General features: G+C 67.7%; 10 protein-coding genes. 6 read left to right on the top strand and 4 right to left on the bottom strand.

The annotated features are described in order from the left end of the window. The 6 genes from IB255_RS12155 to IB255_RS12180 all read left to right on the top strand — a co-directional run bounded on the left by IB255_RS12155 (position 1) and on the right by IB255_RS12180 (position 6,591). Positions 1 to 1,590, top strand: a complete 1,590-nt coding sequence (locus IB255_RS12155) for a GMC family oxidoreductase (RefSeq protein WP_081519685.1) — start codon at positions 1 to 3, stop codon at positions 1,588 to 1,590. Then, on the top strand, positions 1,587 to 2,867 hold the full coding sequence (locus tag IB255_RS12160) for a cytochrome c (RefSeq protein ID WP_081519543.1): 1,281 nt from the start codon (positions 1,587 to 1,589) through the stop codon (positions 2,865 to 2,867). Before IB255_RS12155 ends, IB255_RS12160 begins: the two co-directional genes overlap by 4 nt. 111 nt (positions 2,868 to 2,978) lie before the next feature. Beyond that, a complete protein-coding gene (locus IB255_RS12165; RefSeq protein ID WP_192210417.1) occupies positions 2,979 to 5,396 on the top strand; it encodes a tetratricopeptide repeat protein in 2,418 nt (805 codons plus the stop codon). A 122-nt stretch (positions 5,397 to 5,518) separates the two neighbouring features. Further along, a complete protein-coding gene (locus tag IB255_RS12170; protein ID WP_081519541.1) occupies positions 5,519 to 5,836 on the top strand; it encodes a DUF2388 domain-containing protein in 318 nt (105 codons plus the stop codon). Positions 5,837 to 5,947: 111 nt separating this feature from the next. Beyond that, positions 5,948 to 6,274, top strand: a complete 327-nt coding sequence (locus IB255_RS12175; protein WP_045213102.1) for a DUF2388 domain-containing protein — start codon at positions 5,948 to 5,950, stop codon at positions 6,272 to 6,274. 95 nt (positions 6,275 to 6,369) lie between these two features. Beyond that, positions 6,370 to 6,591: a hypothetical protein gene (locus tag IB255_RS12180; protein ID WP_081519540.1), complete on the top strand. Its 222-nt coding sequence runs from the start codon at positions 6,370 to 6,372 to the stop codon at positions 6,589 to 6,591. A 422-nt stretch (positions 6,592 to 7,013) separates the two neighbouring features. Here the strand turns inward: IB255_RS12180 and gcvP are convergent, their stop codons facing one another. The 4 genes from gcvP to IB255_RS12200 form a co-directional block, all read right to left on the bottom strand. Next, positions 7,014 to 9,890 carry an aminomethyl-transferring glycine dehydrogenase gene (gene gcvP, locus IB255_RS12185; RefSeq protein WP_192210418.1) on the bottom strand — a complete coding sequence of 959 codons (2,877 nt, stop codon included), beginning with the start codon at positions 9,888 to 9,890 and terminating at the stop codon, positions 7,014 to 7,016. Between the two features lie 76 nt (positions 9,891 to 9,966). Further along, positions 9,967 to 10,356, bottom strand: coding sequence for a glycine cleavage system protein GcvH (gcvH, locus tag IB255_RS12190; RefSeq protein ID WP_045213109.1), 390 nt, complete (start codon positions 10,354 to 10,356; stop codon positions 9,967 to 9,969). Between the two features lie 67 nt (positions 10,357 to 10,423). Further along, entirely contained in the window at positions 10,424 to 11,506 is a 1,083-nt protein-coding gene (gene gcvT / locus IB255_RS12195) for a glycine cleavage system aminomethyltransferase GcvT (RefSeq protein WP_081519538.1), read from the bottom strand. A gap of 112 nt (positions 11,507 to 11,618) precedes the next feature. Further along, positions 11,619 to 13,238, bottom strand: a complete 1,620-nt coding sequence (locus IB255_RS12200; RefSeq protein WP_192210419.1) for an ABC transporter permease — start codon at positions 13,236 to 13,238, stop codon at positions 11,619 to 11,621. Positions 13,239 to 13,299 lie beyond the last annotated feature (61 nt).

Below are 13,299 nucleotides of genomic sequence, written 5' to 3' on the forward strand. Positions count from 1 at the left end.
ATGGCCGAGACGCAACGCGCGGATTTCGTGGTGGTCGGCTCCGGAGTGGCCGGCGCCCTGGTCGCCCATCAGCTGGCGCTGGCCGGCAAGGACGTGCTGATCCTGGAAGCCGGCCCGCGCATGGGCCGCTGGGAGATCGTCGAGCGCTTCCGCAACCAGGCGGACAAATCCGACAACCAGGCGCCCTACCCGTCCAGCGCGCACGCGCCGCATCCGCAGTTCAAGCCGGACAACCACTACCTCATCCAGAAGGGCGAACACCCCTACGACGTGCAGTACATCCGCGCCGTGGGCGGCACCACCTGGCACTGGGCGGCGTCCGCCTGGCGCTTCCTGCCCAACGACTTCAAGCTGCTCAGCCTCTACGGCGTGGGCCGCGACTGGCCCATCGAGTACGCCGAGCTGGAGCCCTGGTACCAACGCGCCGAGGAGGAACTGGGCGTCTGGGGCCCCGGCGATGAAGAGCTCGACTCGCCCCGCAGCCAACCCTACCCGATGCCGCCGCTGCCATTGTCGTGGAACGAGCAGCGCATCAAGACCCTGCTCAACGCCAACGGCTACCGCGTGGTCACCGAGCCGGTGGCGCGCAACAGCCGCCCCTACGATGGCCGGCCGACCTGCTGCGGCAACAACAACTGCATGCCGATCTGCCCCATCGGCGCCATGTACAACGGCATCGTCCACGTCGAAAAGGCCGAGGCCGCTGGCGCGCGGCTGATCGACAACGCGGTGGTGTTCAAGCTGGAGAAAGGCGACAGCGGCCAGATAGTCGCAGCGCTGTACAAGGACCCGCAGGGCAACGAAGTGCGGGTCGAAGCCGACACCTTCATCCTCGCCGCCAACGGCATCGAGACGCCCAAGCTGATGCTGATGTCCGAGGTTGGCAACAGCTCGGACATGGTCGGCCGCAACCTCATGGACCACCCCGGAACCGCCGTGCAGTTCTACGCCGACGAGAAGCTCTGGCCTGGGCGTGGGCCGCAGGAGATGACCTCCATGGTGGGCTTCCGCGACGGCGCCTTCCGCAGCGAGTACGCGTCGAAGAAGATCCACCTGTCCAACCTCTCGCGCACCGACCAGGTGGCCGCCGAACTGATCCGCCACGGGCCGCTGCTGCTGGGCCATGACCTGGAGGCGAAGATCCGCGACCGCGCCTCGCGTTTCGTGCGCTTCGACAGCTTCCACGAAATCCTCCCGCACCCGCAGAACCGCATCGTGCCCAGCGCCACCGAGCGCGACGCGGCGGGCATCCCCAAGCCCGAGTTCACCTATGCGATGGACGACTACGTGCGCAAGAGCGCGGTGCACACCCGCGAGGTGTACGCCCACGCGGCCAAGCTGCTGGGCGGCGAGGAGGTCAGGTACGACGACAGCTTCGCCAACAACAACCACATCACCGGCACCGTGCTGATGGGCGCGGACCCGAAGGACTCGGTAGTGGATGCCCAGTGCCGCAGCCACGACCACCCCAACCTGTTCATCGCCAGCAGCGGCGTGATGCCCACCGTCGGCTCGGTGAACTGCACCCTGACCATCGCCGCCCTGGCCCTGCGCCTGGCCGAGCACTTGAAGCGGGAGGCCAAGGCATGAAACCTCTCCTGCTGCTCGCCCTGCTGGCCGCACCGCTGGCCACCCATGCCGCCAAGGCCCTCGACCCGGCGCCGGCGGAGTTGCTGCAACGTGGCGAATACCTCGCCCGCGCCGGCGACTGCGCGGCCTGCCACACCGCGCCGGGCGGCAAGCCCTTCGCCGGCGGCCTGCCGCTGGCCACGCCACTGGGTGCGGTGTACTCCACCAACATCACCCCCGACCCGAAGACCGGCATCGGCAGCTACAGCTACGACGACTTCGCCCGTGCCGTGCGCGAAGGCGTGGCCAAGGGCGGCACGCGGCTCTATCCGGCGATGCCCTACACCGCCTATTCGAAGATCACCGACGAGGACATGAAGGCGCTCTACGCCTGGTTCCTCGAAGGCGGCGTACAGGCGGTCGCGCAGCCCAACCAGGATTCCGACATCACCTGGCCGCTGGACATGCGCTGGCCGCTGGCGATCTGGAACCTGCTATTCCACGACGATGCGATCTACCAGAACAACCCGAAGCAGAGCCCGGCCTGGAACCGTGGCGCCTATCTGGTCCAGGGCCTGGCCCACTGCGGCACCTGCCACACGCCGCGAGGCTTGGCGTTCCAGGAGAAGGCCACGGACGAACGCGGCACCGGCTTCCTCGCCGGCGCGGCACTTGGCGGCTGGTATGCCTTCAACATCACCCCCGACACCCACAGCGGCATCGGCGGCTGGAGCGACGCGGAGATCGTCCAGTACCTCAAGACCGGTCGCGTACCGGGCAAGGCGCAGGCCGCCGGGCCCATGGCGGAGGCGGTGGAGCACAGCTTCCAGTACATGACCGACGCCGACCTGCAGGCCATCGCCAGCTACCTGCGCAGCGTCCCGGAGGTCAGCGATGGCGAACGCAAGGCGCGCTTCGCCTGGGGCCAACCGGCGGACGATCTGGTCACCCTGCGCGGCCAGGACTTCGCTGCGCAAAAGCACGATGACGGCGCGCGCCTCTACCTGGGCAACTGCGCCAGCTGCCATTCCTGGAGCGGCGAGGGGGTGAAGGACGGCTACTACCCGATGCTGCTGAAAAACAGCGCGGTGGGTGCCCTGCAGCCGGACAACCTGGTGCAGGTGGTGCTCGGCGGCGTGCATCGCAAGGTGGGCAATGACGACGTGTTCATGCCCAGCTTTGCCGGCACGCTGAACGACGAGCAGATCGCCACCCTGGTGAACTACCTGACCGCGCAGTTCGGCAATCCCGACGTGAAGGTCGATAGCGCAAGGGTCGCCGAGATTCGTCAGCCCTGACCCCGACGTAGTGGCGGGCCGCCAGCCACCAGAAATGAGGCCCGCCCGCGTTGACAGCTCCCACCGGCTCGCGGAAGCTCCTGTACCCACGGAGTTGCCGCGGAACAACGGATGTCCATGCGCCACAAGACCAAGAAGCCTCGCACCGTCTCTGCCCCCGCTCCCGCCGCCGCGCAGCCCGAAGGATTGCGTCGCGCCTGGCTCGCCGTCGTCGTCGGGGCACTGCTCCTGGCTACCATCGGGGCGTGGATCTGGGTCGAACAGGACAACGGCGTCCAACTGCCCAGCGGCCACCCAGCGATTCCGGCCAGCACGGCGAAGCCCGCTGCGCCGACACCGGCGGTACAAACCGCGACGCTGGTGGATGAAGCCACCTGCAGCGGCTGCCACCAGTCGCAGATCAAGGACTGGCAGGGCTCCCATCACCAGCAGGCGATGAAACCGGCCACCGAAGGCAACGTCCTGGGCGACTTCGCCAATGTCACCTTCAAGGGCGAGACCGAGACCAGCCGCTTCTTCCGCAAGGACGGCGAGTACTGGGTCAACACCCCCGGCGCCGACGGCAAGCCGGCGGACTTCAAGGTCGCCTACACCTTCGGCTTCGAACCGCTGCAGCAGTATCTGCTGGCGTATCCGGGTGGCCGCCTGCAGGCCCTCGGCGTCGCCTGGGATAGCCGCAAGCACCAGTGGTTCCAGCTGATGCCGGGCCAGCGCATCGACTTCAAGGACGAGCTGCACTGGACCCGCCCCGCGCAGAACGCCAACTTCATGTGCGTCGAGTGCCACACCACCGGTTTCAAGCGCAACTACGATGCGAAGACCGACAGCTTCGCCAGCCACTGGAACAGCCTTGGCGTCGGCTGCCAGGCCTGCCACGGCCCGGCGTCCAAGCACCTGGAATGGGCACAGAAGCCCGACGGTAACGCCGCCAGGGGCTTCGATGTGCCGCTGCAGAACGCCAGCCAGAGCACCATCGTCGAGACCTGCGCACGCTGCCACGCCCGCCGCGCGCCACTGGGCGACGGCTACCAGAACAACCACCGTTTCATGGACGACTACCTGCCCAGCACCCTGACCCGCGAGCTCTACGAGATCGACGGCAAGATCAAGGACGAGGTCTTCGAGTGGGGCTCCTTCACCCAGAGCAAGATGTTCGCCAAAGGCGTGCAGTGCACCGACTGCCACAACCCCCACAGCGGCGAGCTGAAAGCGCCGGGCAACGGCGTCTGCCTGCAGTGCCACAACACCGCCGGCAAGGCAGTGCGTCCGCAGATCGACGGCAAGGGCCTGCAGGCGAAGAACTACGACTCCCCCGAGCACACCCACCACCAGCCCGGCACCCCTGGCGCGCAGTGCACGTCCTGCCACATGCCGGGGCGCTACTACATGGTCAACGACTACCGCCACGACCATGGCTTCACCTTGCCCAACCCAGCGCATGCGCGGCACATCGGCGCACCGGATGCCTGCCTGGCCTGCCACAAGGACACCCCGGCGAAGAAGATCAGCGACCAGTTCCGCCAGTGGTACGCCAGTGAACTACCGGCCAAGGCCAACGCCTCCAGCAATCCCGTCCCGCGCTATGACGACACCCTGTGGAAAGCCCGAAATGGCAAGCCCGGTGCCTCCCGCGCCCTGCATCTGCTGCTGGCCGACGCCAGCCTGCCGGCGATCCGCCGCGCCACGCTGATCGCCGAGCTGCCCAGCTATCCCAGCCAGCGTTCGCTGGAACTGGCCGCGCTGGCCCTGAAGGATGCCGACCCGCAGGTACGTACCGCCGCCATCAACGTGCTCCTGCCGCTCGCCAACGGCCCGCAGCAGGCCATGGTGCTGCCGACCCTGCTGGCGCCGCTGCTGTCCGATCCGATCCGCGCCGTCCGCATCGCCGCCGCCTGGCAACTGGCGCAGCTGCCACCACAGGCCCGCTCCGGTCTCGACGCCGCGCTGGACAAAGGCCTGGGCGAATACGAGGCGGTGCAGAACGACCTGAGCGAACGCGCCGAGGCGAACCTCAACCTCGCCATGCTCTACCAGCGCACCAACCGGCCGGAAAAGGTGGAGCCCGCCCTGCGCGCCGCCATTGCCCGCAACCCGGCATTCCTGCCGGCCACGGTCACCCTGATCCAGTGGCTGGAGGCCAACGGGCGCCAGGCGGACGCTCGCCAGCTGCTCGACGAAGCCCTGCGCCAGAACCCGGCATCCGGGCTGCTGCACCACGTCAACGGCCTCGCCCTGATCCGCCAGGGGCAACGCCCGCAAGCCCTGAAGGAGCTGCGCGAAGCAGTACGCCTGGCCCCGGACGACGACCAGCTCCGCTATGTCCTGGCCATTGCCCTGCATGACAGCGGGGATGCCGACGGCGCCAGCCACGAGCTGGAGATCCTGCTGCAGAAACATCCGGCCAACCGCGCGGCACGCCTGGTGCTGCTCGACTACCTGCGTGAGTCCGGGCAGTTCCAGAAGGTGCAGCAACTTACGGCAGAGCTGGAGCAGCAGAACCCGGACGATCCCTCGCTCAAGCGCGAGTGATCGCTCCGGCGACAGATAGCGCTGAAGACCGGCAGCTCCGACGACAGACATTTCCGACGACAGGATGGAACCGCGGAATATTCCGATGCTCTGAGTGGCGCGCAATCACTCAAGGAACCATCATGCGTCGCCGTTCTGTCCCTGCTGTCGTAGCCCTCACCCTGCTCCCCCTCACCTGTGCCATGGCCGAAGATCGCGACTTCTGGCGCTCGATCCTGACCTCCGGCGCCACCACCGCCTCAAGCTACCTGACCAGCCGTGACGACCACAAGCTGATCGGCCCGGCCCAGGACGACGCCGCCAGCTTCATCGCCACCGACGGCGCCATTCGTGGCCCCTACCTGGAAGCCACGCTGCAGCAGATGCGCAGCGCCGACCCTGCGCTGGCGCAAGCCAGCGATGCCGAGCTGGCCTCGGCAATCCTCGCCGCCCAGCGCTGATCGAAACGGCCTGCGCGAGCGACCGCTCGCGCAGGCCGTCACCGGAAAGTTGGAACTCCCGCCAGTCGCCGCGCCTCTCACCAGTACACGGACCTTGCGGAGGTGTACCCGATGCGTACCGCGAAACTGGCCACGGCCTTTGCCCTGATCGCCCTGCCCGTTGCCTCGGCCATGGCCGACGGCGACTTCTGGCGCGACGTCATCTCGTCCGGCGCCACCACGGCGTCGACCTACCTGACCTTCAAGCACGACAAGCTGATCGTCGCCGCGCAGGACGATGCGAGCGCCTTCGTCGCCAGTGACGGCGCCATCCGCGGCCCCTACCTGGAAGCCGCCCTCACCCGCCTGCGCAGCGACGACGCCGCGCTGCAGGACCGCAGCGACATGGAACTGGCCAACGCCATCCTCGTCCGCCGTGATGACGCACCCGCCCAGTGACACCCACCGGCGTGGCCCATGGCGCTCGCCGCGGGCCACGCCATGTGGTGCGGGCTGTGTTCTACTGACACTCCGCCTACGACACGGAGTGTCCCATGAACGATCCCATCCAGCCGTTGAAGATCACCCTGATCCTGCTGATCGTCAGTGAAGGTTTCTGGCTGCTCAGCCGCCTGCTCAGCGTGGTCGGCCTCGAGATCTACTCGCTGCTGCCCTCGGCCGTCTACAACCTGATCGGCATGCTCAGCAACGTACTGATGATCCTGCTGTTCGTGTTCCTGATCCGCCTGATCGGCCGCTTGCAGCTCAAGCCCTGAGTCACGCCGCAGGCACCAGCGCCCGTCTCGAAAACGCGCCTGCCGCGAGCGCCACGTTGCGCCGTCGAACGGCACGCAGGATTGGCGGAGCCTAAGCGATACCCATGCTGTCGGCGCGCGGCGGTTGATGGGTATCGCTGCGCTCCACACCATCCTACGCCGTGCCTCGGTCCGCACCGGAATCAACCTGTAGGTGCGGTCCATGCCCGCGATCGCGCGCATGGCGCGCATGGCGCGCTCCCACAGGGGAACGCCCGCGCTAAGGGTTTGCCTGTGGGAGCGAGCTTGCTCGCGAACCCGCCCAGCGCCTGCGCCGCCGGGAACTCCATTCGCGAGCAAGCTCGCTTCTGGGAAAAGCCCAATGAAAAAGCCGCCCGAAGGCGGCTTTTTCAGTTCAGCGCACGTTCACTTCGGCGCACTGATCACTCGCGGTAGTCATCCACCGGCACGCAGGCGCAGAACAGGTTGCGGTCGCCGTAGACGTTGTCCACGCGGTTCACCGCCGGCCAGTACTTGAAGGCGCGGGTGTGCTCGGTCGGGGTCACCGCTTCGGCGATCTGGTAGGGGCGGTCCCACAGCCCGGTGACGTCCGCCAGGGTGTGCGGCGCGCGCTTGAGCGGGTTGTCCTCGGCCGGCCATTCGCCGGTCTCGACCTTGGCGATTTCCGCACGGATCGACAGCATCGCCTCGATGAAGCGGTCCAGCTCATGCTTGGACTCGCTCTCGGTGGGCTCCACCATCAGTGTGCCCGGTACCGGGAAGGACATGGTCGGCGCGTGGAAGCCGTAGTCCATCAGGCGCTTGGCCACGTCTTCCTCGCTGATCCCGGTCTGCGCCTTGAGCGGGCGCAGGTCGAGGATGCACTCGTGGGCGACACGCTCGTTGCGGCCACGGTAGAGCACCGGGAAGGCGCCATCGAGCTGCTGGGCCAGGTAGTTGGCATTGAGGATCGCCACTTCGGTGGCGTCGGCCAGCTGCGGGCCCATCATGGCGATGTACATCCAGCTGATCGGCAGGATGCTCGCGCTGCCCCAGGGCGCGGCGCTGACAGCGCCGTTCAGCGGGTTCGGACCTTCGATGCGGATCACCGGGTGGTTGGCGACGAAGGGCGCGAGGTGCTTCTTCACGCCGATCGGCCCCATGCCCGGGCCGCCACCGCCGTGGGGAATGCAGAAGGTCTTGTGCAGGTTCATGTGCGACACGTCGGCGCCGATGTCCGCCGGGCGCGCCAGGCCGACCTGGGCGTTGAGGTTGGCGCCGTCCATGTAGACCTGGCCGCCGTGGCTGTGGATGACCTCGCAGATTTCGCGGATGCCTTCCTCGTACACGCCGTGGGTCGATGGGTAGGTGATCATCAGGCAGGACAGCTGCTCGCCGGCTTCGGCCGCCTTGCGCTTGAGGTCCTCCAGGTCGACGTTGCCGCCCTTGTCGCACTCGACGATGACCACGCGCATGCTCGCCATGATCGCCGAGGCCGGGTTGGTGCCGTGGGCCGAGGACGGGATCAGGCAGATGTTGCGGTGCGCATCGCCACGGCTCTCGTGGTACTTGCGGATCGCCAGCAGGCCGGCGTACTCGCCCTGGGCGCCGGAGTTGGGCTGCATGCAGATGGCGTCGAAGCCGGTGATCGCGCACAGCCAGCTTTCCAGCTCCTCGATCATCAGGCGGTAGCCCTCGGCCTGCTCGCGCGGCACGAAGGGGTGAAGGCTGGCGAATTCCGGCCAGGTGATCGGGATCATCTCGCTGGTGGCGTTGAGCTTCATGGTGCAGGAGCCCAGCGGGATCATCGACTGGTTCAGCGCCAGGTCCTTGCCCTCGAGCTGGCGCAGGTAGCGCAGCATCTCGGTTTCGCTGTGGTGGCGATTGAACACCGGATGGCTCAGGTAGTCGCTGCTGCGCTGCAGGGCGGCGGGGATGCCGTCGGCAACCTTGCCGGCATCGAGCTGGGCGACGTCCAGGCCATGGCCGGCACCCAGCAGGATGTCGAACAGGCTGGCGAGGGTAGCGGCGCTGGTGGTCTCGTCCAGGCTCACGCCCAGGCGGTCTTCGCCAACGATACGCAGGTTCACGCGGGCGGCGCGGGCGCGCTCGAGGATGGCCTGCTGCTGGGCGCCGACATCCAGGGTCAGGGTGTCGAAGAAGTGCTGGTTGACCCGCTTCAGGCCCTTGGCGGCGAGGCCGGCGGCCAGCACGGAGGTCAGGCGGTGTACGCGCTGGGCGATGCGCTTGAGGCCCTGCGAGCCGTGGTACACGGCGTACAGGCTGGCGATGTTGGCCAGCAGCACCTGCGAGGTGCAGACGTTGGAGTTGGCCTTCTCGCGGCGGATGTGCTGCTCGCGGGTCTGTAGCGCCATGCGCAGCGCGGTGTTGCCGCGGGCGTCCTTGGACACTCCGATAATGCGGCCGGGCATGGCGCGCTTGTAGTCGTCGCGGCAGGCGAAGAAGGCCGCGTGCGGGCCGCCGTAGCCCATGGGCACGCCGAAGCGCTGGGCGCTGCCCAGGACCACGTCGGCGCCCAGCTCGCCCGGCGGGGTGAGCAGCAGCAGCGCGAGCAGGTCGCTGGCGACGCAGGCGATGGCCTGTTGGGCGTGCAGCGCGTCGATCACCGCGCGCAGGTCACGGATTTCGCCACGGGTGTCCGGATATTGCAGCAGCGCGCCGAACACGGTGTGCTGGCCGAGGTTGTCCACCTCGTCGACCACCACGTCGAAGCCGAAGGCTTCGGCACGGGTCTGCACCACGGAGATGGTCTGCGGGTGGCAATGCACGTCGACGAAGAACAGGTTGCTCTTGGCCTTGGCCACGCGCTTGGCCAGGGCCATCGCTTCGGCGGCGGCGGTGGCCTCGTCGAGCAGCGAGGCGCTGGCGAGGTCCAGGCCGGTGAGGTCGATGGTCATCTGCTGGAAGTTCAGCAGGGATTCGAGACGACCCTGGGCGATCTCCGGCTGGTACGGGGTGTAGGCGGTGTACCAGCCCGGGTTCTCCAGCACGTTGCGCAGGATCACTGTCGGGGTCAGGGTGCCGTAGTAGCCGGTGCCGATCAGGCTGGTCCACAGCTCGTTCTTGCCCGCATACCCCTTCAGCTTGGCCAGCGCGCCCTGTTCGTCGAGGGCGGTCGGCAGGTCCAGCGGCCGGTTCAGGCGAATCGCCGGCGGCACCGTCTGCACGATCAGGTCGTCGCGGTTGCCGAGCCCGAGGGTATCGAGCATGGCTTGCTGCTCGGCGGCGTCGGGGCCCAGATGGCGGGCGAGGAAGGCATCAGGCTGGTGCAGCTGGGAAAGCGAAGGGGTGTTCGACATGGCCACGGTCTCGAAAGGTCGGTCCGTAAAAAAGAACAGGCCCCGACGAGTCGAGGCCTGTGTTTACAGCAGTGTCTTACGCGTCGGCGTCGCTGGCAGCGCGGTAGCCGGCGGCGTCGAGGAGCTTGTCCAGCTCGGCCGGGTTGCTCGGCTTGAGCTTGAAGAACCAGGAACCGTACGGGTCGTTGTTCACTTCTTCGGGGGTGTCGGCCAGCACGTCGTTGACGGCGATGACTTCGCCGCCCACCGGGGCGTAGATGTCCGAAGCGGCTTTCACCGACTCGACGACACCGGCTTCCTGGCCGGCGGCGAGGGTCTTGCCCACTTCCGGCAGTTCGACGAAGACCACGTCGCCCAGGGCTTCCTGAGCATGGTCGGAGATGCCCACGGTCACGGTACCGTCGGCTTCCAGGCGCGCCCACTCGTGGCTGGCGGCGTAACGCAGGTCGGCGGGGATATTGCTCATCTTGTTGTTCCTCGAGGACTGGGCGACGGGCGGCGATGCCGCCCTCTTCTAAGTTAGATCATGCAATTTAGATCAGGGCTTTGCCATGACGCACGAAATTCGGCTGAACGACGCGAACCGGGTACCACTTGCCACGGATTTCCACTTCGGCGCGGTCACCGGTGGCTGCCGGCACGCGGGCCAGGGCGATGGACTTGCCGAGCGTCGGGGAGAAGCTGCCGCTGGTGATCTCGCCCTCGCCAACACCGGCGACGCGGACCACCTGGTGGGCGCGCAGCACGCCGCGCTCCTCCAGCACCAGGCCGACCAGCTTGGGCGCATCACCGGCAGCCTTCTGCGCTTCCAGGGCCTTGCGGCCGATGAAGTCGCGGTCTTCGGGGTCCCAGGCAATGGTCCAGCCCATGTTGGCGGCCAGCGGGGTGACGTCTTCGTCCATGTCCTGGCCGTAGAGGTTCATCCCGGCTTCCAGGCGCAGGGTATCGCGTGCGCCCAGGCCCGCCGGGGAGATACCGGCGCCGACCAGGTCGTTGAGGAAGCCTTGCGCCTCAACGGCCGGCAGCATGATTTCCAGGCCGTCTTCGCCGGTATAGCCGGTGCGGGCGATGAACCAGTCACCGTCGGCCTTGCCCTGGAAGGGCTTGAGTTCGCGGATCAGCGCGGCGCGCGAGGGGGTGACCAGTTCGGCGGTCTTGTCGCGGGCGTTGGGGCCCTGCACGGCGAGCATCGCGAGGTCCGCGCGCTCGGTCAGGGTGACGTCGAAGCCTTCGGTGTGGGCCTGCATCCAGGCCATGTCCTTGTCGCGGGTGGAGGCGTTGACCACCACGCGATAACCGTACACGCCGAGGTAGACGATCAGGTCGTCGACCACCCCGCCGCGTTCGTTGAGCATGCCGCTGTACAGCGCCTTGCCCGGAACCTGAAGTCGTTCGACGTCGTTGGCCAGGAGTCGCTGCAGGTATTCCTTGGCCTGCGGACCGGTGACGTCCACCACGGTCATGTGGGAAACGTCGAACACGCCGCAATCGCGACGTACCTGGTGGTGCTCTTCGACTTGCGAACCGTAGTGCAACGGCATGTCCCAACCGCCGAAATCGACGATCTTGGCGCCGAGGGCGACGTGCAAATCATAGAGCGGCGTGCGCTGTCCCATGGGTGTTCTCCTTCCGGGCGAGGCGGGTGCGGAGCGCGAGTACGGCCCGCACGAAACGCGCGCATTGTAGTCGCATGGCAGGACTCTGGACAGCTTGTCCGACGGCCGATTCTCAGGGCCGCGAAGAACCGCTCTGGCGCGCGGAGCGACGGATCAGGCCGATCACCGGGAACAGGCCAACCAGCACCAGCGTCAGCGCAGGCAGCGCGGCGCGCGCCCACTCGCCCTCGCTGGTCATCTCGAAGACGCGCACGGCCAGGGTGTCCCAGCCGAACGGGCGCATGAGCAAGGTCGCCGGCATCTCCTTGAGCACGTCGACGAACACCAGCAGCGCGGCGCTCAGCGCACCCGGCAGCAGCAGCGGCAGATAGACGCGCAGGAACAGGCCGGCGCCGCCGACACCCAGGCTGCGGGACGCTTCCGGTAGCGACGGGCGAATCCTGGCGAGCGCGCCTTCCAGCGGGTTGTAGGCCACCGCCATGAAACGGATCAGGTAGGCCACCAGCAACGCCCCGAGACTGCCCAGCAGCAGCGGCTTGCCGGCACCGCCCAGGGCGCCGGAGAGCGGGATCACCGCGTGAGTGTCCAGCCAGCTGAAGGCCAGCATGATCGCCACCGCCAGCACCGAGCCGGGCAGCGCATAGCCGAGGTTGGAAATACCCACCGCCGAGCGCACCGCCGGCGTCGGCGACAGGCGCCGGGCGAAAGCCAGCAGCAGCGCCACGGCCACCGTCAGCACCGCCGCGAAGCCGCCCAGGTAGAGGCTGTGCAGGATCAGGCCCCAGTAGCGCTCATCGAGGTCGAAGCGGCCCTTCTGCCAGACCCAGACCACCAGCTGCAGCACCGGGATGACGAAGGCGCAGGCGAACACCAGCAGGCACCAGGCGCTGGCGGCGAACGCCTTCCAGCCGTGCAGCCTGTAAAGCGCCGCGCCGCGCGGACGCTCGTTGGGCACGCCGCTGCGGCCACGGCTGTAGCGCTCGCCGAGCAGCACCAGCATGACGAACAGCAACAGCAGGCTGGCCAGCTGGGTGGCGCTGGAGAGACTGTAGAAGCCGTACCAGGTCTTGTAGACAGCAGTGGTGAAGGTATCGAAGTTGAACACCGAGACGGTGCCGAAATCCGCCAGGGTCTCCATGATCGCCAGCGCCAGCCCAGCGCCGATGGCCGGCCGGGCCATCGGCAGGGCGACGCGCCAGAAGGCCGCCAGCGGCGACGACCCGAGCACCCGCGCCGCTTCCATGAGCCCGCGTCCCTGGGCGAGGAAGGCGGTTCGCGCGAGCAGGTAGACATACGGATAGAAGACCAGCACCAGCACCGTGATCACGCCGCCGGTGGAGCGTACGCGCGGCAGCCGCAGGCCGCTGCCGAACCACTCGCGCAGCAGCGTCTGCACGGGGCCGGAGAAGTCCAGCAGACCGACGAAGACAAACGCCAGCACATAGGCAGGCACCGCGAAGGGCAACATCAGCGCCCAGTCCAGCCAGCGCCGGCCGGGGAATTCGCAGAGGCTGGTGAGCCAGGCCAGGCTGACGCCCAGCACGGTCACGCCAACGCCCACGCCGGCCACCAGCACCAGGGTATTGCCCAGCAGGCGCGTCATCTGGGTTTCCCACAGGTGCGACCAGATTTCGCGGTCGATCTGGGCCCAGCTCAGCAGCAGGACGCTGATGGGCAGCAGGACCAGGGCGGCGACGGCGAAAGTGATGGGGTACCAGCGGTTGGCGCGCATGCGTTGGGTGTTTCCAGAACATCAGGGGGTCGTGGGAAGTGCCGCCGGGCTGCCGTCGGAA

It is taken from the genome of Pseudomonas sp. PDM22 (assembly GCF_014851965.1).
Classification (GTDB): Bacteria; Pseudomonadota; Gammaproteobacteria; order Pseudomonadales; family Pseudomonadaceae; genus Pseudomonas.